At 64.9% G+C, this 20,413-nt stretch carries 19 protein-coding genes and 1 tRNA gene; 12 read left to right on the forward strand and 8 right to left on the reverse strand.

All coding sequences use genetic code 11. From position 1 onward, the window contains the following. The first annotated feature begins 14 nt into the window (after positions 1-14). From B7438_RS12195 to B7438_RS12225, 7 genes are all read left to right on the forward strand, one after another. The gene (locus B7438_RS12195; protein ID WP_085369872.1) at positions 15-224 is read left to right on the forward strand and encodes a hypothetical protein; all 210 of its coding nucleotides are present in this window, start codon (positions 15-17) and stop codon (positions 222-224) included. A 476-nt stretch (positions 225-700) separates the two neighbouring features. Continuing rightward, positions 701-1,165, forward strand: a complete 465-nt coding sequence (locus B7438_RS12200; RefSeq protein WP_143465872.1) for a hypothetical protein — start codon at positions 701-703, stop codon at positions 1,163-1,165. Positions 1,166-1,174: 9 nt separating this feature from the next. Continuing rightward, positions 1,175-1,867: a toxin glutamine deamidase domain-containing protein gene (locus tag B7438_RS12205; protein ID WP_179150805.1), complete on the forward strand. Its 693-nt coding sequence runs from the start codon at positions 1,175-1,177 to the stop codon at positions 1,865-1,867. Beyond that, entirely contained in the window at positions 1,861-2,106 is a 246-nt protein-coding gene (locus tag B7438_RS12210) for a hypothetical protein (RefSeq protein WP_085369875.1), read from the forward strand. The genes B7438_RS12205 and B7438_RS12210 overlap by 7 nt, the downstream gene beginning before the upstream one ends. A gap of 3 nt (positions 2,107-2,109) precedes the next feature. Continuing rightward, entirely contained in the window at positions 2,110-4,917 is a 2,808-nt protein-coding gene (locus tag B7438_RS12215; RefSeq protein ID WP_085369876.1) for an ATP-binding protein, read from the forward strand. Then, positions 4,914-6,494 carry an Hsp70 family protein gene (locus B7438_RS12220; protein WP_085369877.1) on the forward strand — a complete coding sequence of 527 codons (1,581 nt, stop codon included), beginning with the start codon at positions 4,914-4,916 and terminating at the stop codon, positions 6,492-6,494. Before B7438_RS12215 ends, B7438_RS12220 begins: the two co-directional genes overlap by 4 nt. A 7-nt stretch (positions 6,495-6,501) precedes the next feature. Further along, the gene (locus B7438_RS12225) at positions 6,502-7,107 is read left to right on the forward strand and encodes a VWA domain-containing protein (RefSeq protein WP_085369878.1); all 606 of its coding nucleotides are present in this window, start codon (positions 6,502-6,504) and stop codon (positions 7,105-7,107) included. A 632-nt stretch (positions 7,108-7,739) separates the two neighbouring features. On the opposite strand, the gene B7438_RS12230 is transcribed toward B7438_RS12225, so the two are convergent. After that, on the reverse strand, positions 7,740-8,012 hold the full coding sequence (locus tag B7438_RS12230) for a hypothetical protein (RefSeq protein ID WP_143465874.1): 273 nt from the start codon (positions 8,010-8,012) through the stop codon (positions 7,740-7,742). A gap of 704 nt (positions 8,013-8,716) precedes the next feature. Between B7438_RS12230 and B7438_RS12235 the strand changes: the two genes are divergently transcribed. Next, complete coding sequence (locus B7438_RS12235) at positions 8,717-11,326, forward strand: AAA family ATPase (RefSeq protein WP_256922005.1); 2,610 nt, start codon at positions 8,717-8,719, stop codon at positions 11,324-11,326. 475 nt (positions 11,327-11,801) lie between these two features. Here the strand turns inward: B7438_RS12235 and B7438_RS12240 are convergent, their stop codons facing one another. The 3 genes from B7438_RS12240 to B7438_RS12245 are packed head-to-tail and all read right to left on the reverse strand — an operon-like array spanning position 11,802 to position 15,288. Continuing rightward, a complete protein-coding gene (locus B7438_RS12240; RefSeq protein WP_085369881.1) occupies positions 11,802-14,180 on the reverse strand; it encodes a hypothetical protein in 2,379 nt (792 codons plus the stop codon). Further along, complete coding sequence (locus B7438_RS20305; RefSeq protein ID WP_143465876.1) at positions 14,177-14,656, reverse strand: hypothetical protein; 480 nt, start codon at positions 14,654-14,656, stop codon at positions 14,177-14,179. The genes B7438_RS12240 and B7438_RS20305 overlap by 4 nt, the downstream gene beginning before the upstream one ends. Then, entirely contained in the window at positions 14,656-15,288 is a 633-nt protein-coding gene (locus tag B7438_RS12245; protein WP_143465878.1) for a hypothetical protein, read from the reverse strand. The genes B7438_RS20305 and B7438_RS12245 overlap by 1 nt, the downstream gene beginning before the upstream one ends. Positions 15,289-15,634: 346 nt before the next feature. Between B7438_RS12245 and B7438_RS12250 the strand changes: the two genes are divergently transcribed. Further along, positions 15,635-16,210, forward strand: coding sequence for an HD domain-containing protein (locus B7438_RS12250; RefSeq protein ID WP_085369883.1), 576 nt, complete (start codon positions 15,635-15,637; stop codon positions 16,208-16,210). On the opposite strand, the gene B7438_RS12255 is transcribed toward B7438_RS12250, so the two are convergent. Then, positions 16,198-16,668 (reverse strand): NUDIX hydrolase, encoded by a 471-nt coding sequence (locus B7438_RS12255; protein WP_085369884.1) that lies wholly within the window; start codon positions 16,666-16,668, stop codon positions 16,198-16,200. The two genes, B7438_RS12250 and B7438_RS12255, sit on opposite strands and share 13 nt — an antisense overlap. Positions 16,669-16,672: 4 nt before the next feature. Beyond that, positions 16,673-17,452 carry a helix-turn-helix domain-containing protein gene (locus tag B7438_RS12260; protein ID WP_179150806.1) on the reverse strand — a complete coding sequence of 260 codons (780 nt, stop codon included), beginning with the start codon at positions 17,450-17,452 and terminating at the stop codon, positions 16,673-16,675. A gap of 208 nt (positions 17,453-17,660) precedes the next feature. Between B7438_RS12260 and B7438_RS12265 the strand changes: the two genes are divergently transcribed. The 3 genes from B7438_RS12265 to B7438_RS20565 all read left to right on the forward strand — a co-directional run bounded on the left by B7438_RS12265 (position 17,661) and on the right by B7438_RS20565 (position 19,423). After that, a complete protein-coding gene (locus B7438_RS12265) occupies positions 17,661-18,017 on the forward strand; it encodes a hypothetical protein (protein WP_085369886.1) in 357 nt (118 codons plus the stop codon). A 54-nt stretch (positions 18,018-18,071) separates the two neighbouring features. After that, entirely contained in the window at positions 18,072-18,299 is a 228-nt protein-coding gene (locus B7438_RS21025; protein ID WP_179150807.1) for a helix-turn-helix domain-containing protein, read from the forward strand. A gap of 515 nt (positions 18,300-18,814) precedes the next feature. After that, on the forward strand, positions 18,815-19,423 hold the full coding sequence (locus tag B7438_RS20565) for a tyrosine-type recombinase/integrase (RefSeq protein WP_179150808.1): 609 nt from the start codon (positions 18,815-18,817) through the stop codon (positions 19,421-19,423). A 46-nt stretch (positions 19,424-19,469) separates the two neighbouring features. Here B7438_RS20565 and B7438_RS12275 read toward each other — a convergent pair. Further along, positions 19,470-19,559, reverse strand: a tRNA-Ser gene (locus tag B7438_RS12275). A gap of 94 nt (positions 19,560-19,653) precedes the next feature. Next, positions 19,654-20,379, reverse strand: a complete 726-nt coding sequence (locus tag B7438_RS12280) for a DUF2510 domain-containing protein (protein ID WP_085369888.1) — start codon at positions 20,377-20,379, stop codon at positions 19,654-19,656. Positions 20,380-20,413 lie beyond the last annotated feature (34 nt).

The following is a 20,413-nucleotide window of genomic DNA, read 5'->3' on the forward strand; positions in this document are numbered from 1 at the left end:
AACGAGGAGAAGACATGAGAAACGGACTCCCGCTTGCATACGGCGTCTACCGCGTGCTCTGGACCATCCTGCACATCGGCCTGGTGGCGGCCGGCCTCGTCGCCGCCGTGCTCTGGTTCCTCCACGACGGCCAGGGTATGCAGATCGTGACGTCGTCGTGGCAGACGCTGACCGATGCCCAGCGCACTGTCGCGAGCTCCATTCCGTTCCCCTGGGGACGCTGACCGTGGCTGCGATTTGCCCGCGCTGCTCAGGCGGGCTGAGCGGGGCCGGCGTCTGCATGCGATGCGGCTATCGGTCGACCGCGATCACCAAACGCCCGGACGGCGATGCTTCCGGAACGGTGCCGCGCGCGGCGACACCGTCTCCGGCCCCGACACCCACCTCCGCACGACCGGTTTCCCCTCCGGTCTCCGCCGTTCCCGTCGCGCCTCCGACATCGCCCAGAACAGCCGCACCCGTCCCGCCGCTGGTTCAGCCGCCGCCGGTTCCGCCGCGAACAAGTCCGCCGCCCTCGTCGACCTCCTACCAGCCGCCCGGCGGGCCTCCCCCGGCGCCGCCGTCCGCGGCGTCGTACGCTCCGCCCTCTTCTTCGGGCGCCCCGACGGCGCGGCCTCCGGGTCACGCGATCACCCGGGGTCCGGTGAGACTGCGCGGCACCATCGAGGAGATCGGCGCCGAACGGGTCGAATCCGTGAGCATGGCAGCACGCAATGCCATGGGCTCGGCGGCGTCGAGCGCGCTCACGGCCATCCCCCGAGCGATCGGCGTGGCGCTCGGGCTGCTGTTCGCGCCGCTGAGGATGCTGCTGATCCCGAGCTTGCTCGGCGGCCGTCGAACGAGGAACGGGCCCGACCAGCTGCAGATCCCGATCACCCCGTTCGTCGTCACCTCCGACGAGGGGACGACCTACGACTGCGTGATCCGCGGCGAGATGCGCGGAGGCTTCCTCAAGCTCGGCGAGGCCGTGGAGGTGTCGGGCCGCGTCAACGGCTCCCATGTCCTCCGGGTCGACGCGGTGACGAGCCTACGAACCGGGGCCGTCACCCGCGGACGCATCGATCCGCGAATCCGGGCCGCGCGTGCCCAGACGATCGCCGGAGTGCTCTTCCTCATCATGCTCATCCTCATCCTGGTGGGGCTCATCCAAACGTTCGGGAGGTGACGGATGAGAATGGAAGGCATCGAGCCGGGGAACGCCGAACTGCACGGCCAGCCGGAGGCGGAGCGGATCGAACCGGGCGAGCGCGTAGACTCCGCGTTCGACGGAGTCCGGCGCGTCGACGTCGGCTATCGCGATCAGCCGCTGCGAGAGTTCCGCGCCGAGCACGACGGCGAGTTCCTCGAGCCGTTGGCCCGGACGTATCCCGTCGAGCGGTTCGGAGATCCGGACGAGGTGGTCCGACGGATCAACCCCGACTTCGGCGACCCCTCCGGCTGCTACGACATCAACTGCGCCGACTGCGCGAGGAGTGTGGAGCGCACCTGGCGCGGCGACCACGAAGAAGCCGCAGGACGCCTCGTCCAGATCGATGCCGACGGCAACCCGTATAAGGGCGAGTTCCCTGCCGAGACCGAGGAGTGGGCCGGCGAGCGATTCACGGAGACGCCGCAGACCGACATACTGCGGGAGCGGCTCGAAGCGGGCGGACACGGCTCCAGCGCCATCGTCCAGACGTCGTTCGACTTCGACGACGACAGGCTCGGGCACGCCTACAACGTGGTCAATCATCACGGCGAGCTCAGAGTCTGCGACGGGCAGACCGGTGAGACATTCCCGTGGGCTCCGGGAAGCATCTACGAACTCGGGGAGAATCAGACGCATCTGGCCATGGCGTGGAACGGACGAGGGGAGCGGATATGGTGACGCCGATCAGCGAAGAGCAGGCGCGGGCTGCGCTGCGCGATTCCGGCTCGGATGCGGCCGCCGGAGCGAATTACGCCGCCACGCGGCGGGAGAACGGCTGGAGCTTCGCGTGGCGTCGTGAGCTCGGCGAGCCCCCTGTCGGCTCGCCCCGCTGGATCGTGGCGGACAACGGCGCGGTCCGCCGCCTCCGGCTCCGCGAGCGGGCGGACGACGTGATCGCCGCCGAACTCGAGAAGTAGCCCGTGGCGGACCCACACACTCTCACGATCCTCGGGCTCGCCGGAGCGGATCAGGACGCGAGCGCCATCCTGGACGAGCTCAGCAGCGACGAACCACCGGCACGCGGGCATCGCGGGCCGAGCGTACCCGCTGGCGACGACTGGCTGCGGATCTCCGCGTTTCCTCCCGGGACGGCCGATCGCAACTCCCCGTTCACCACCGTCCTGGCCGCCGCATCAGGAGGCCTGCTCAGCGAGTGCACCGTGATGGTCCAGCACACGGACGCGAGCGGCGTCGAGCTCTTCGTGTCGGGCGGGCACCCGCAGCTGACGGGGCGGATCCGCCTGCAGCTCGCTCCGGACTGCGACGCCGCCCCCGCCCGCCCGAGCGCCCACTGGCGGGAGTGGCTCGGCCACGGCGTCCGCCTTCGTCTCCAGGCGGAGACGAAGGCGGACGGACGAGGCGCAGGCGACGAGCGACCGAGCCTCCTCGAACGGCTCTCCACCGTCGCAGGAGACTGGACCGTCATCCTGAGCTTCCGTTCGGTGCACCAGCTGGAGGTCCGGGATGCGCAACGCGCGGCCGTCCGGCTCGCCGTCGTCGCCGCCGACAACCTCACGTCGACGCGTCACGAGGCCACCACCCGCACGGTGACGGCCGTCTCTGCTCAGTGGGCTCGCGTGCAGCTCTGGCTCGACGCGATCCTCGGCCAGCTGGCCGAAGGCGGCGCGGGTGGCCTCTGGAAGACCGCGGTCTGGGCATTCGGTAGCGACCCGTGGACGGCGCAGGAGGTCGTGGCCGCCCTGAGAGGGGCGGTCCCGCATGACGAAGGCCGGAGGTTCATCGCGTACGACGCCGAAGTTCAGGCCGCGGCCGGCGACGAGCCCCTGTCCATCGTCACGTCGGACGAGGCCGCGGCCATGCTCCGCTCCCCCCGGCGGTCGACTCCCGGCCTCGCCGTGCGCCCGGCTCCGCCCGCAGCGCGACGCCCGGACGGCTCTGGCGCCGCTCTCGACCTCGGAGCCTACTGGTCGACGACCGTTCGCGCCGTGATCGGGCTCACTGACCTGGAGGGCCACGCGTTCGTCACGGGGACGACCGGATCGGGCAAGACGGCCACCCTCCACCGTCTACTCAGCGAGGCGTGGAACCGCCACCGCATTCCGTTCCTGGTCCTCGACCCGGTAAAGGACGAGTACTCGGCCTCCGCCGGGCTCTTCGACGGCGGTCTTCAGGTGTTGACGGGAAGCGAGCTGAGCCTCAACCTCTTCGCACCGGGTGCCGATGGCGACCAGCGCGCGCATGTCGCCCGTGTCGCGCAGGCCTTCCGCGGGGCCTTCACAATGCCTTCGCCGACGCCGTACGTCGTCACCCAGCTCTTCGACCAGGTCACACTGCAGCCCGGCGGCCCGCCGGGGACGGAGCTGTTCGACGTGCGCGACGCCGTCGACGGCCTCGTCGACAACCTCGGGTATGCGCAGGAGGCGCAGTCGAACATCCGGGCATCGCTGCTGACCCGGCTCAACCTTCTACTCTCCCCGACACGCGCGCATCGCTTCGCGTGGCCGGACTCCTCGATGGTCGACCGGCTCTTCAACCGCCCGACCGTCGTGACGCTGGCCGACATCGTGGACGACGAGGAGCGTTCCTTCCTGGTCCTCCTGCTCGCACTCGCCACCTGGTCGAGGGCACGCTCCCGGAGAGCCCCCCGCAACGTCGAGCATCTGCTCGTGCTCGAAGAGGCGCACCGGGTCCTCCCCGAGGTGCGCGACGACAGCGACCCGGAACGGGGCAGCGCCCGCTCCGCCTCCGCGCAACTCCTGTCGAGCATGCTCGCCGAGGTCCGCAGCTTCGGGCAACAGGTGATCGTGGTCGACCAGAGCCCGGCACGCGTCGCCTCGGATGTCGTCCGCAATACCAATCTGAAGATCGTGCACCGCACGGTCTCGGCCGACGATCAGCGCGTGATGGCGGCTGCTGTCGGCCTCGCCGAACACGAGTCGTCCCTCTTCGGGAGCCTCGCCCGCGGCCAAGTCGTAGTGTCCACGCGCCAGGAGCCTGCACCGCAGACGATCGCCGTGGAGCTCGCCCGGCCGGCGCGACGCACTGAGGGCTCAGCGTCGAAAACGCTGGCGGTCGCACGTGACGCGGCACGCTGGCCCTGCTGCGACGGCGTCGAGCCAGAGAGGCACTTCCGCGCCTGGCGCGCGGCGGATCGCGCCGAGGTGCCCATGTCGCTCTTCCTCCTGGGCTGCCGCGCCGGCGAATCCGGTGACGGCGAGATGCTGGACGACCACGTACGCGCCCTGCTCGGAACAGCGGAACGCGAAGTCGGGGCTCCGATCGACTGTCTGGCCTGGGCCGGGCTGCGGAGGTTGCTTGTCGCAGAGCGCCGAGCGGGCATCCTCCCGTCGGCGACAGCCGTCACCAACCAGCTAACGGCCCTCTTCTCGATCTGGGCCGATCATTCGACCCCGACGACACGATCGGCCAAGGACCATTCAGTACCGCGCACGGGCGCCGCCGCGCTCTGCCCCGACTGCGGAACCCCGTGCCGAGTGCGGGTTCCGGCTGCCGTCTGGTTGCGGACCAGCCCGCGCACCGGCCTCGGATCGCTCGCGTCGGCGAACTGGCGCGTCGAGCTCGGCGGCGTGGAGGACTGGGCGAGTGCCGAGGCCGGCCGGCTGTCTGCGTGGCTGGGCGACGCGGGAAGCACCCGAGTCCTGCGGTGCCAGGTCCACCAGGCGGTGCACCGCAGCAGGCTGTCCGACGACGTCGCCGAGCAGATCCTGCGCCGCGCATACCGACATCAGGGGAGAAGCAGACCATGACGACACCCATCGGAATCGATCTGGGGACGACGTTCAGCGTCGTCGCCTCGGTGACCGACGACGGCTCGCTGCGCATCATCGACAATGCCGAGGGCTCAGCGCTCACGCCGTCGGTCGTCCACTTCGAGTCGGCCGGATCCGTGGTGGTCGGGGCGGAGGCCAAACGGACGGCACCGGTCGACCCGGACCGTGTCGTGGCCGGAATCAAACGCCAGATGGGCACAGACTTCGCTCTGGAGTTCGACGGCGAGAGCTACCGTCCTGAAGCGATCTCCGCAATCGTCCTGCGAGCACTCGCCGAAGGGGCCGCCCGCGCGCTCGGATGCCCCCCAGGAGACCTGGCCGCTGTCGTGACCGTGCCGGCCTACTTCGGGACGGCGGAACGGGAGGCGACGGCCGCCGCCGCGCGCATCGCGGGGCTGGAGACGCTCGACCTCGTGGCCGAGCCGGTCGCTGCCGCGCTGTCCTACGGCGTGACGTCCGAAGACCGAGGCTCCGTACTCGTCTACGACCTGGGCGGCGGGACGTTCGACGCGACGGTCATCCGGCTCACCGACCAGGGGCCGCGTGTGGTGGCCGTGGACGGCGCCAGCCGGCTCGGCGGGCTGGACTTCGACGAACGACTCGGCGCGCTGCTGCTGGAGCGGTACGCGTCGATGACCGACGACGAGGCCGCTCTCGACGACGAGGAGTTCGCCCTCCGAGTCTATGCCGACGCCGAGGAGCTCAAGAAGAAGTTGTCGCGCGCCGAGTCCGCGGCCCTGCCGATCAGCCGTGGCGGGAAGAGCGCTCGCATCGCGGTGACCCGCGCCGAGTTCGAGGCTGCGACGGCGTCGCTCGTCCACGAGACCCTCCGCGTCGTCGACCGGGTGATCTCTGCGGCGACGGCTCTCGGCGCACCGGCGCCGAGCCAGGTGCTGCTCACCGGAGGCTCGACACGAATGCCGGCGATCACGCTGGCGCTCCAGGACTATCTGCGGGTGCCCGTCCGGTTGAGCGATCCGGACACTGCGGTGGCTAAGGGCGCGGCGATCCACGCGCGCGCCCTGTCGGGGACAGGGGCCGAACCCGCCGCCGCCAGGCTGCTTTCGTCTCCGGCGGCGGCCCGACTGCTCGCGAGCCGCCCGGTGCGCTCGGTCGTCCCGCGCGCGATCGGCGTGAAGATCCACGACAGCCACGACCCCTCCGGGAAGGGGATTATCGTCGAGCACATCATCCCGGCGAACGCTCCGCTCCCCGTGCGAGAGGTGACCACGACCTTCGCGACCGTCGTCGACGGTCAGAATCGCATCCGTATCGAGCTCATGGAACAGGCAGGCTCCGTCGCGGGCTCCGATCTCGCCTTCAACAGGCGGATTCTGGACGGGGAACTCACCGGCCTTCCGGCCGACCTCCCGTCGGGCTCACCCATCGACGTCTCGGTGTCGATCGGAACGGACGGCCGTATCGAGTGCGTCGCGCGAGAGCGAGGATCCGGCCGCGAACTGGTACTCGAGTCCTACATGGAGGGCGTCGCCGACGCGCACGAAGCTGCTGAACTCCGTCGCGTCGTGTCCGGACTCCTGGTGAAGGGATGACTACGGAATGAAATGGCTCAAGCGCACCTACGACGCTGCCGGGCTGACGCAGTACCCCGTCGGCCCGCATCTGGAGGCGGTCCAAGCTCAATTCGGCGGCTCCGTAATACTTTGCCTCGATGTCAGCGGATCCATGGCCATGGGGTCGCACCTGACGCAGGCCGCACGCGGATGCGAGGTATTCGTCAGGGAGGCCGTGGAGAGCGGCTACTCCGTAGGCGGCGTCCTCTGGCATCACGACGTCGAGAGGGCCACGGAGCTGTCACGTGATCCCGACCCCGCGATCCGGCTCTTCCACGGAGCAGTCGCGAACGGTGGAAACAACATCGTCCCGACTCTCCGGCTTTGCGAGGCCGCGCTCGCGGACAAGTCGGGAGACCGCGTCATCGCGATCTTCGGCGACGGCGACCTCGGCGATGCCGCCGCGGCCGCCAAAGAGGCCGAGCGACTTACTGCCGCCGGCATCCGCGTTCTGACCTGCGGCCTCGGCGGCAGCAGCGCCGAACAGCTCGGCGCCATCTCGTCGGAGTCCACCGCTCCCCGGGTGGCGACGACCGACGGAATCGCCCAGGCGATCGCCGGCATGACATCCGGGCTGCGGCGACGGCGGTAGCGGGGCGCCCGCCCTCGCGCGGCCTTCGCCCCGTAGCGGTTAGTGCCTCGCAGCTGACGCTGCCGACGGCTGGTGTAGTCACAGAAGATCGAGCGCTAAACCAGCTGAGGAGAGAGGCCCAGACAGAGGGGCCAGACGACGAAGGGTATGACATATAGACATAGAGCCCAAGGCCATAGGCGAACGAGACAAGCCAGAGGACATATGGAACCAACAGCGAAATGCACGCAGGCACTTAAGTGGAACGGCCTGCGCCAGACCCGGATTCAGAGGACTCCCGCGTCAACACGATCACCTCCATCTTCCCGGCGTTCGACGTCGAGCGATCCGCATCGCGCAACACTGATCCTCGTGGAGAACGGCGTCTACTTGCGACTGTGCGACATGGTGATGCAGGGTGTCTGAGAAGTGGTCCCGCGTTGTAACCCGAGACGATGACGGGGCCACAATCATGACCGCATGCCGATGGACGAGGACGCCGCAGACGGCGCAGCGCTGCTGAGGATTGAGGGCCTTTCCGTCGCCCGATCGTAGTTCGTTCCCGGAGCTCCGTGCCGGGCTTTCGCGGCATATGCTCACTCCGCTCCGCTATTCCACAGACCCGGCACTGCGCGCCTCCCACTCGCTATCGATCACTCGCCGGAAAGGCGCTCAAAACGATCGACCTTGGGAGTGAGTGAGATGCGGGTATTCATCATCGACACCAGCAACATGGCACCGGAACTGCAAGGCGGACTCATCGGCGTGGAAGGGTCCTCAAACCCGACCGCAGCGGGGAAAAAGAAAAGCGTTGAGACAGTCAGCACATACGTGATGGACGGATGGGCGATCGCGGCCGACCCGCACACTGCAATCGGCTGGCTCGCCGCCCTCACAGCGGAGACGGCATGTGTGCCGTTCGTCAACCTCACCCGTCTCGCTCTGGGTCATCCCGCTGCAGTCCGCACACTTCTGACCCACCCACTGTCGACTCGACTGCGCGGTCGGGCTGTTTGGCGAGTTGGAAAGGGGGAATGCCCGGCGGCGAGATGCGGTCGGGCAGTGAACGGTTTCTGCGAAATTCGAATTTGCGCGTCAAAACCTCCTCGGAAACACAACGTGTAGGTATGAGGGCACCGCTTTCGGGAACCGCACCGCGGCGCAGTACGCCGTCGGCGGCTCCGGAAAGCTCGCCGGATTTACAGCAGAAGCGGCCTGCACGTCCGCTGTCCGCCTCTGCGACCGCACCATCGAACACGCTGCGCCGCAGTCGTCTCAAACCCACATCGGTGGTTAGGCGGGCCATGTTCGCGTGGCCTCCCGGCACGGCTCACCAAGGGGAGAAGCCGCTCGACTCTGATGAGTTTCTAGCGGGTTTCGGACGTTTGGGCCGTTTGCGCGCCAAAACGACCTTGGAACCGGAAGTTCTAAGTAGACGGAGTCTTTTTCGAAAGGACAAGACTGCCCATTTCGGGAAGCCCGAGACGAGGTGCGCGGGAGGTGAGTGCGGGTGCGAGGTGGAGTAGCCAGGTGGAAGCGGGGACAGCAGTCCCATGGTGTCAAGCAAGCCGTCGACTACGCGTTCAACGGGGTTTGTGACGCGACCCTCACCGCCAAAACTGCCGACGGTGTGATCGCCGCCGCCGGCTACGCCGACGCGGTGATGACCCGCTACATCGTCGAGAACGGCGCCATCCGCGATGACCTCCTCACCCGGGATCAGCTCAAAGCGTGGGTCGACGGGTCCGACCCGCTCACCGGGGAGCGCCGTGGTCGGGACCTCGAGTCCCCGGTCGCGGACCTGATTCTGGATACGACAATCAACGCACCAAAGTCGTTCTCGATCGCCGCCATGCTGGACACCGATCTGGCCGCAGCCTACGAGGATCTGCAAGACCGACTCCGCGACCGGATTGTGAAGCTGTGGCAGTCCGAGCTCAACGCCCGCCGCGGCAAAGGCGGCACTATCCGGGAGAACCTGGCCCGGATCGAGGTCGTTGAGCTCCGCCACGAACGTTCTCGTTCGTTGGATCCGCACAAGCACCGCCACCTCTGGCTGAACGTCAAAGTCCAAGGCGTCGACGGCAAATGGTCCAACATCGACACGAGAGTGGCATTGAGGTTGCAGAACGTGATCAACGCCGAGGGCGACCTCGCCTCCCGCACCGACCCGACCTGGATCAGCGCTCTCGCCGCGAAAGGGTTCACCCTCAACGAGGACGGGGAGATCACCCAACTGCGGCACCTGGTGCGGCCGCTGTCGAAGCGGTCCGCGCAGATCGAAGCCAACAAGATCGTCCGCACCGCCTGGTGGAAGCAGCAGCACCCCGGGCAAGAGCCCTCCCACGACGTGCTGAACCAGATCGACCGATGGGCGTGGGCCACCGGCCGACCCAACAAACCCGTCGACCTCAACTCCGACGACTGGGCAAAGCTCATCCAACACGAACTCCTGACGGCCGACCCTGCGCTGCGCCGAGACCGCTCTCCGGTCGCGGCTGCCACGGCGTCGCTCGCTGATCTCGACATCGAACTCCTCGCCGCGAAAGCCATCGTCGATGCCGACGCCCGCTCAACCAGCACGGGCGGACGCTTCAGCATGATGGACCTGCGAGCAGGAGCCGTCCGCACCATTGCCGCCACCGGGGTAATCGCTGAACGCGCGGAACTCGCCACGATAGCCGATCAGGTCGTTGCATCCACTCGAGCACTTACCGTCACCCTGCTGGAGGACAGCGACGTCCCAGCGCATATCAAGTCCCGCATGGCCACCTCGACCGCAGCATTGAAGGCCACGATCGCCAACCGCATCGAAGCGCTCTCGGCGCCCGGTGCACCCGCTCCAGTCGAGGAGATTACAGCGATCGCCCACGCCCTCGACCTGAACCGATTCCTAGACAACGACCAAACCGACGGCGCCTCCGCCATCGCCGGAGCCGCTTCCGTCGTCGCGATCACGGGAGCCGCCGGCACCGGCAAAACCACGATGCTGAAGGTCGCCGTCGCCGCACTTCGCCGCCACGGGCACGACTTGATCATCGTCGCTCCTACCAAGAAGGCCTCAACCGTCGCCGGACGCGAAACCAACAGCGCCGCATCAAGCCTTCACCAGCTCCTACATGACTACGGTTGGCGATGGAACACAGGTGCCGCCGGGAACACAGAATGGACTCGCCTCAACCCCGGCGACACCGACCCCACCACCGGGCAGCGATATCAGGGCGCCCGCACGCGGATCCGCCCTGGCGATCGAATCGTCGTCGACGAGGCCGGCATGCTCGACCTCGAAGCCGCAAACGCCCTCATCGATGTCATCCACCGCACCGGCGCGACCGTCGCGGTCGTCGGCGACGACTACCAAGCCCTCCCCGTCGGGCATTCCGGCGCTATGGCGCTCTTCCGGCGCTCGGCATTCGAGAAGATCGAGCTCACCGAGATCCACCGCTTCCGCGACCCCGAATGGGCAGACCTGTCCGCGCGTCTGCGCGACTCACGTGGTTCGGCTGAGTCTCGGGCGATCGCCGAGGAGATTGAACGCACGGGACATCTCATGCGCGTCTCCAGCGAGGCTGAGGCTCATCAGGCGATGGTCGCCGCGTGGCTCGAGTCGTCACGAAAGGCGGAGACTATCGCGCTCGTCACAGCGACACACGCGGAGGCTCAAGAGATCAACGAAGCGATACAGACCCGGCGCATAGAGTCGGGCGCGCTCGACACACGCCGCTCGGCGCTTGGGCAGTCAGAGCAGCCCCTCTTCATTGGGGATGTGGTTCAGACCCGACGGAACGACAACGCATCCGGTGTAGAGAATCGGCAGAACTGGATCATTAGGAATATCACGGACGCGCACCTCACCCTGGTGTCCGTGTCCGACTCGACCGCGCTGCGGAGAATCACGCGCGAATACGCGAGCTCCAACCTGCACCTCGGCTACGCCAGCACCGTATACGGCGTCCAAGGCGAGACCACAGATCGCGCCATCGTGGGACCAGGCGTCGACGCGGCCGGCCTCTACGTCGGACTCACTCGCGGACGTGCGCGGAACGACACAGTCATCATCGCGTCAACAGGTGAGGCGGCCAAGACAGAATTGGCGGCCACGATGCAGCGACAGCTCGGGGAAGAGACCATAGAAAAGTCCCGCATCGCGGCCCGCCAAGAACTCGGCAGGGCGGCAAGAATCGACGCTTCACGGACGGTTCCTACGTCCGACGCAACGTCCTCCACATTGACACGCTGAGCCGTCAGAGTTCGGTTACGTCCCTGTCAGACCGGTCGCGACGATTTCCCGCCCAAGTCGACTCCTGCCATCGAGTGCACGGTCCCGTTCGCGGTAATTGAGCAGTGCCACCCCAAGAGCGTCGGCACGTTCTTGCGCAACGGGGCGCACACCGCCCCGTTGGAAGATGAGCGGTTGACGGCCATCTGCTGCCGCCACTCGTGCAGCCTTCTCAACGACGTCGACGTCGAGATTGCCACGGCCATTGTCAACCCAGGCCAGGTACCGAGAGCTGTATAGGTCGCACGTCGCGCGCGCTGGACCGGCAGAGACGACCGCCTCCCTTGCACCGAGGGCGACCATCCACTCCCTACACAATTCAATTGCTTCTATGTCAGAAACCCCGAACGGCCTAGGGTTTGGCGGGTCGTAACGCACGCGTCAAGTCTGCCGTAGGCCACCGTCGAGTTGCGGTCACGCTATAGATGCCTCGCAGCTATACGTCCGACGTCCTCTCATCAGACACTGTGAAGGCGTACCGAGCTGCACGGCTGAGGACGCGAGGCGTCTCCTGATTCGCGATTGCCTGAAGTGGCTCTCTGAGCGCCGAAAGCGGTCCGTCGAGCCCGAATTGCTGAATGGCATGAATTATTCGCAGAGGTACACGTTGGCCGTCGGACGTCAGCAATTCCACCAGACGCTTCGTAAGCTCGGCTGACGCGTCAGTGCTCGCGGCGAGTACCCGGACCATTGCTCTCGCGGCCTCAGCTCGAACATCCGGGCTTCGATCGTAGGAAAGCTGAAGCAGAAGGTAGTGACCCCATATCGGATTGGAGGTATTTGTCATCGCAGCGGGCACAGACCTTGCTGTTTCGATTCGGGAGCCTTCGTCGCCCGACGACCACCTCAGTAGCTGGTCAACGAGCGAGCTGCCGTCCTGAATGCCAAGCGACTCCCCGGCGCGAAGCGCCGAAGGGAACCCCTCCTTGACAGAAGATCGCGCCAACAACACCCTGTAGGAACTCCCGGAAATCGCCTCCCACCGGGTCGAGAGCACTTCGCGAACGGTCGCCGGAACCTGGGACGGAAAGTTCGCGATGCGTTCGAGGGCTCGCGCCTTGAAGGCGGCATCGACGTTAGCGAGCAGCATTTCACAAACTTCACGCCAGACTTCGATCGAATCGAACCGCATGGCGAAAGCAACAGCGACATCACCCAGATCGACACCGCCGATCGAATATCCCCCCTGGACTGCGGTTGCCGTCTCCGTTCGGAGCGCGCCGACAATGATGGCCTGTGCTTGGTCCAGATCGTCAGGTGCTGGATCCCGCTCCCGGTCATCAACCAGCCGCGCGACATCGATGACGGTGGACAGCTCGCGAACATTGTCCAAGTCCAGACACTCAGCAACTGCTTCACGCAATACTGCCGCGCCGGCCGACTGCGACTGGTACCACTCGATCCAGGCCGCTCGAAGCTCTTCCTCGACTTCAGCCCAATCCAGGCTTTCGAGAGTAAGCGCGATCGCCGAGGCCACAGGCTCATCAACACCTTCGGTGGCCGCATCCAACGCTTTCTGCGCTAAGTAGGCGTCGGCCCCGCTGCCTGGAGCTAGTCGCTTCAGAGTCCGCCACACCCTATCGTGAGCCGACCAACCGGCAGGACCGTTGAGACGCTCAGCGTCAATCGAACGTTCAGCGATATCGATGGCCCGCATAAGCTCGTCGCGGTCAAGCAAGTCGGCCGCGAAGTCCAGCACGAGAAGGTCCGCCTCCGTAGCTCTCTGGGAGCTCGAGGGGCGGTCGGTGATTACCTTGGCCTCTCGGTAAAGGGCGTCACTTGGCCCTTCGCTCTGAATGAATCGAAGGGCCGTTTGCAGCGACCCCGTGCTTCCTGCCTGTCGTAGCAGTCGAATGGCTTCGCGTGCTTCGAAAATGCCGCTCTCGCTTGCAAGCAGTCGAAGCTTGCCAAGCGATTCTCGAGCGCGATGCATTAGCGAGCTTGATCCGGAAAGTTCCGCAATCAGATAGGCACCGTATCCGAGTTCGGAAAGCGGGGTACGACCCATCACGACCTTTCCAGAGTTGGACTCGAACCGGTCTTCCCACTGTTCAAGCAGCACTCGCGAATCGCGGTCTTCGAATGCACCGGAAACCCGATAGTCGATCCAAGTAGCCCTGCTGCGCACGGCCGCGGTCCAACTGTTATCCCGCATGAATTGAAGATGAGCCCATTCGCCCATGGCACGACGGAGGAGAGTTGCGTGAATGTCCGATTGCACCATGGAAGAGTCCCAGCTGATGCCTTCGCTCACCGGGAAGGTTTCCAGCGGCCCTAAGTTTTCACGCCTAAGAATCTCAAGACACTCGGCGCATGCCTCACGGGCCAACTCAAACTGCTGCCCGTCCTGCCGGCGGGCACACACGAGCAGAAGCAAATACGCCTCGAGTAGCGCATGGCTGCCGGGATAATCGCGAGACCCCGCTTCTTTCCCATTCCGAGCGAGCTCGCCGAGCTTGTCAGCAGTAAGCTCCGGCTGATCCGCTTCAAGGGACCCAAGTGCGGCAAACGCGGCCGAAGCTACCCGCTGACCGAAGGAGAGCGCTGGGTCCTCTGCCAGACTCCAGAGGCCGACGATTGCGTCCTCCTGCGTTTCGAGTGAAAGCGACATCGCACTCAAAGCAACGATGTTTGAAGCTTCCGTCGCCGCCACTGCGGACGCGATCGCAGTCTGGTCCGTCTCGAAAGGTCGGCGTTCCACGACCAACGCCAGCCGGCTAGCCTCATCCGCGATGGGGGCCGAGAAGTTTGGGTGGGTGGACACCGTCCAGGGCGCGACGACGGCTGCCAGCCACTCGATACCAGTGTTTGTCAAAAGTCATCTCCTCTCATTGTTGACCGCTCGCGTCTTGTCAGGCTGAGTCCGGTTAAGTTCTTTTGGCCTATGTAGGTAAGTAGGAATTGCCTCAGGTGGTAACTAAGTTCGCCAGCGGAGTCTGCTCTATAGCCCGTGGCAAACGTCACATGATCTGGGACCTGCTGCTTGAGTAGATCACGTATGGGGTCCACCAGTAGAGCCGGCTCACATCTGTCGCACGCGACGAGGGCGACTGCGTCCAAGTCCTCGAGTCGGCACCTATAGACCTGCTCAGCCACGCGCCTACCCGCCGCAACGGAGGGATGATCTGAGGCACGGTAACCGACGACCAGCACATTGACTGGCTCGCCCTGGAGTGCGAAGCGAACCTCGTAATCAGCGTTGAGTTCGCCGATCAAATCGACGAGGCTCGCCTGCCATGAAATATCTCCGAGTCGTTCGGCCTCGGCCCAAGCGACCGTTATCCCTGGCATCAGCGATCGATTACCAGATCGCTTCGGCTAACGAAGATAGTTGTCGTCGGCGATTCGGCGCCCAAGCGACACCGGCGAGAGTCGAGTTGCACTGCCACCGACTCGTTCCCGCCGTACAGGTCCGCGGATTGAGCATCGAGCACTGTTGACTCGTCCAACAAGGGACAAGCCGCTCGGGCTGTGTCCAATCCATTGCCAACAATGCGAACCCGTTGTTCCTGGTCAACCTCCGAGAACGCCAAGGCAAGGGAGACGCACACTGCGACGGCGGCAGCACCAGCGAGCCACTTCCCCGCCCGCAGACGAACCTTGATCCGATTCAACACGGTGTCGGCGTGCGCCCGAAGCCTCTCGTCGCGCTGCTCCTTGGTCTCGTCTGTCGCATCGGCGCTCTCTGCAAAGTAGATGGACCCAGCAGCGAATGCGACAGTTGCCAAGACGAGAAAGCAGAATCCAGCGACGCCGGCATGGAGGTAGACACCAGCATGAAGCCGCCCTTGCTGAACGAAAAGGGCTGCTGCGAGGACTCCCGCCGCCGCGCCACAAAGCGTTGCGACGTTTGCGCAGCGAGCTCTGTACATCGCATTGCGATCGGCTGAGGCTCGAAGATGCTCACCCGAGTCCTCAGCCATGAATGCACACTACAAGTCGGGGTAGCGGGATGCTCCCATTTCGACCAGCAGAACGAAATCATCGCTGGGCAACGACCTTCGGCGGACACCAATAACTCAAAGCGGTGTAAACGGTGAGTTTGGCCAAAAACCATTGAGCGGGTAGTCTGGGCGGCAGCGTTACTTCCCAGTGTTCTACTGGGATTCCGGGCCGCGCGAGTGTAGTTCAATGGTAGAACTTCAGCCTCGCCGCTCGAGCAATCGAAAGGTCGTATCCGGCGCAGGTCATGCCCTGCGAGGGGTCCAGATACCTGGCTAGGGTGACTGCCGGTCATGCGCCCACGCGGTGCGCCTACGCTATGTAGCGATGAACAAGGATCTGGTCGACCGAGCTCGAACACTCGCGAGCGAGCGTTTGGCCGTTGCCATGCCCCAGCGGTGGGCGCACGTCCTTGGCGTTGCGAGAACCGCGTCCGATATCTCCCCGAGGCTTCTCGCACGAGACGCCGACGCGGTCGTTGCCGCGGCTTGGCTGCATGATGTTGGCTACGCACCGAGCATCGCAATGACGGGTTTTCATCCTGTGGATGGTGCGAGGTTCGCCAAGTCTGCTGGTATGCCCGATCTGGTTGTCTCGCTCATCGCGCACCATTCCGGAGCCAGTGCCGAAGCAATCGAGCGCGGGCTTACGGACGAGCTGGCGGAGTTCGATCGTCCACCCAGTGTCGTCCTTGACGTGGTGACATACGCGGACATGACCACGGCGCCCGATGGGGCACCAATCGACGCCGAGAGGCGCGTATCGGAAATCCTTTCTCGCTATTCGCGCGATGATCCGGTGCATTCAGCGGTCTCGCGATCGTCTGACGAGCTGCTTGCCACGGTTGCTCGAATCGAGGAGCAGCTTAGATTGGCGCCCGCTCGGGCTGCTCAGCCGAGGTAGGGCGCATCACGTCGTTCGAGGTAGTGGTTGATCCGTAGCCTCATCGAAGGGTGCATCGGCAGACCGGCGATCTCCAGGGGTTCGACCCACAATATTTCCGTCGACTCGGAATCGAAGGCAAGCTCGCCACCGATCAGCTTTGTCGTGTAGCAGATCGAGAATTGCTGCCGGACTTCTCCGTCGTCGTATTTCATGACGTGATGGGGGTTTGTGTAGATACCGACGAGGCCGGTGAGTTCCACGTCGAGGCCAGTCTCTTCCTTGACTTCGCGCACAGCGCAGTCCTCGATGCTTTCGCCGAGTTCCATGCCGCCGCCGGGCAATGCCCAGAGCCCGTTGTCTTTTCGATGCACGAGGGCAATGCGTCCTTGGTCGTCAAGTACGACTGCCGTGGTCGATGGCACGACGCTGTTCGCCTTCGGCGCGTCAGGGTCGTTGTAGTAGTCGATTCGCGCCACTGCCTCAGCTTTCGATTGGGAACTTGGCCAGTCTTGCGCTGCTCCATACGGCGTCGAACGCGACTGCGTAGGTGTCCCACAGTTCGGGCTCGGCTTCTCTGGGTAGCTCGATCACGGGGTTCTCTCCGGCTGGGGAGCCGAAGATGTGGTGGTTGGCGTAGAGCATGTCGTCGATGAAGAACATCGAGGTGTAGAGCGGCGTGCCATGGGTGCGAATTTCAACGCCCTCGACGCTACCCAGCGGCTCAAGGTGGACAAGGGTCATTCTGCAACGCGCAGCAAGTGCGTCGCCGATCCTCTCCTCCGCACCGCGCCGCAGGACACCCTCTGAATCCGGTGCGCCTACTGCAAAACGAATCTTCGTGCCGCGCGCGGCCGCGTCTTTGATGATGCGGGTGAACCCGTGAAGCGCGTCCCAAAGGAAGGTGCCGCCGTAGACGCAGATGTCGATGCGCTCGGTGGCAGCCTCGAACATCTCGCGCCACAGATCGATTGGGACATGGGCCCGCGACGGGAACAATCGGACTTCGATGGTCGCGTCGTGAATGGCGTGTCGAATGCCGAAACGCGGCCATAGATCCTCAGCCGTGACGCCAAGGGCCGCTGCCATCTCTTCGGCAATCCGAGTCTTGGGCGTGGTCTCGCCCCTGATCGCGCGTTGAACGGTGCGCTCGTCGCATCCAGCGCGAGAAGCGAGATCGCGGATGCTTATCCGCTGCTTATCCATCTGCTCGGCCAAGAGGCGTCCAGTTCCGACGCCAGCCGCTCTTTGAATCACGGTCATGAGGCTCCCCAAACCAGATCTTGCCTGCAACCTCTGACACATTCTGACACTCGTCTGGCCTTCCGCTGTCAGATTCGGCCGTGTGCACTAATTGTTGTGCCCGCCAACCGGCGCTGTCACCTGCAACGAGACAGAGGAATTAAGACATGCGTCTGAGCAGCATCGACCAAGCACAATTCCCCGCGTTCAGCTCCGGTAACCGGGAGTGATGATGCGCAGCACGAGAGAGATCGGCATCGAGCTGTTCGACGGGATGCATCACTTGAGTGTGACAGTTACAGGGAGGCCCATCTCGGGACACGAGCTATGCGACATCCTTGCGAATCTCGAGGCTGCCGGCGGCTACAACTTCGGTGAGGTGCTGAGCCGATTGGCGAGAGGGTTCGAGCGATCGCTCGGTGAGGACGAGACCTCCCCCATATCCGTTCGCGAGCGACTCGTTGCCGCCCTGGTGCGAAGGGCCGCAGAGCAAGCGCAACTGATCGCGCTGTGCCTGGAGGCCGCGTGTTGCGAGTTGGAAGCGATGGCAGCCCCGGAGCTCCAGGACTCGAGTCACGTTCAGTGACAGGTCGCCAACGACATGAGCGCAAAGGTCAAAGTAGGAGCAGATGGAGGGGACATGAACAAAGGAAGAGGTCCGGTTCGGGGCAACGCAAATACCGTTGCGCCATTACTTCTGACAGAAGCAGAGACGGCAGCGATACTCCGAATTGACCGGACCACGCTCGCGCGCCTGGTGGATCAAGGAACTTGTCCGCTGCGCCCGGTGAACCTCACGCCACGGATACGTCGGTACCGCCTAGCCGACGTCGAGGAGCTGACGGGTTCCCATGTGGTGATGCCGTAATGGCAATCGATAAGCGCCCTTCAGGCAAATATCGCGTGCGCGTCTTTCTGGACCACGTAGTGGTGGGAACTCGATCATTCGAGCGAAAGGCGGACGCCCAAGCCTGGGAGAAGGAACAGTACCGCGTTCTCTCGCTGGGAGGGATTCCCTCCCCTTCCTTGTCACTGCTGCCTGTCGCCGGGCTGATAACTCGGTTTCTCAACGCTCGGCAGACGCGCGTTTCTCCGCACACGTGGCGTACCGACTCGGACAACCTTCGCCACGTGCCTTCGACGTGGCTGCGTCGACCGGTATCCACGGTCACCGCATCCGACGTACACGACCTGCTAGCAGGTCTGCTGGCCGGCGGATTCGCGCGTTCGACCGTTACTCGGATAAGAGTCACCCTCTCCGCTCTATTCGAGTACGCCGTCTCAGAACACTTCGCACCAGCAAACCCCGTACGGGGTGCTCGCATGCCTGTGGTTATCGGCCTCCCTTCGCGACCCAAAGCGGATACATGGACGCCCGAAGAGATGTCGAGAACCATCGAGGCGCAGCGGGTAGTTAACCCTGCAATGGCCGAGGTGACTGAGTTTCTCGGGCTCACCGGCCTGCGGTGGTCAGAACTGAGGGCGTTACGCGTTGAAGACGTGGCGCAGATTCCGATGCCGGCGTTGCATGTATGGCGCGCACAATCAGATGGCTACGCCGAAAAGACGCTGAAGAGCAACTCCGGCGAGGTACGGTCCCGAACGATTCCCCTGCGTCCGCGGGCCTTGGAGATCGTGGCCCCTCGAGTTGAAGGCGTTCCTCCCGGAGCACACCTGTTTCGTTCGAAAACGGGGAAGCAGTTGAGAGGAAACTTGTTCCGCCGTCAGGTGCAGTGGAATGCGACAACGTGCCGCGGGCTCACGATCCACGCGCTACGGCACTTCGCAATTTCGTATTGGCTGCTTCGCGGCGTAGACGTCAAGACTGCCGCCGAGTGGTCAGGGCACAAGAACCCGACAGTGCTGCTGTCCACCTACGCTCATGTCCTCGGCATTGATGCCAACCGGGCAGCCCTCGCCCTTCTGGACACACCTGCTGTCCCAGCGCTGTCCTGGGGCACGGTTCCTGAAAGTTCGAAAGGCCTCGACTAGTGCGCTACAAAGCTTTAGAAACGGCCGCTTATCAGCACTTTTGTTGCGGAGACGGTGGGATTTGAACCCACGGTGCCCTTAACGGGCACTCCACCTTAGCAGGGTGGTGCACTAGGCCGAACTATGCGACGTCTCCTGAGCGACCGTGAACGGACGCACGACAGCCATCATAACGGACGATTCAGGCGGGGTCGGACACCGACCTCTCAGGACGCGGGGCGCATCCGGGGTCAGGCGCCGAGGTTCCGCATCGGCAGGTCGTGGACCATCGTGGAGACGAAGGAGACGGTCCAGGCGATGGTGACGATGAGGGACAGGACGTAGAGGCCGATGGTGACCCAGATCGGGGCGAGGCCTCGGCCGGGGGCGACGCGGCGGACGATGACGCTGCGGCCGATCACGTAGACGAGGGCGCTGAGGAACGTCCAGGCCCAGTGGAACGGGCGGACGACGCCGATGCGTTCGAGTTCCCGGTAGTCGAGCCAGGAGAAGACGACGCTGAGGGCGTATGCGAGGAATCCGATGCCGACGATCGCGAAGTACATCGGGCCGAACATCCCGAACGGGTTGCCGTAGCTGGTGTAGCCGTGCTCGGTGGCGACGACGTCGAAATGGGGCTGGTAGAACGGCAGGAGGACGAGGCTCACGAACGGGAGCGCGACGACCAGCCAGATGTAGACGTTGTAGATGCGCGCGCCGTCGGCCAGGCGTGGGCGGACCGGGGCGTACGTCTGACCGTATGCGGGCTGCTGGGCGTAGCCGGGCTGCTGCGTGTATGCAGGCTGCTGGGCGTAGACCGGCTGCGGCTGCACCGGCTGCTGCTGCTGTGCCTGCGCCGCGCCCGCCAGCGGCGCGAAGTGCGCCGTCCACTGCGTTCCGTCCCACCAGCGCAGCTGCTGGGCGCCGCTCGGGTCCGGGTACCATCCCGCCGGGACGTGTGCGTCGGTGTTCGTCATGCTCGCGGCTCCGCTCTGCGGCCCGTCGGCCGCC

The organism is Leifsonia sp. NCR5, assembly GCF_002105485.1.
In the GTDB taxonomy this organism is placed as follows: domain Bacteria; phylum Actinomycetota; class Actinomycetes; order Actinomycetales; family Microbacteriaceae; genus Leifsonia.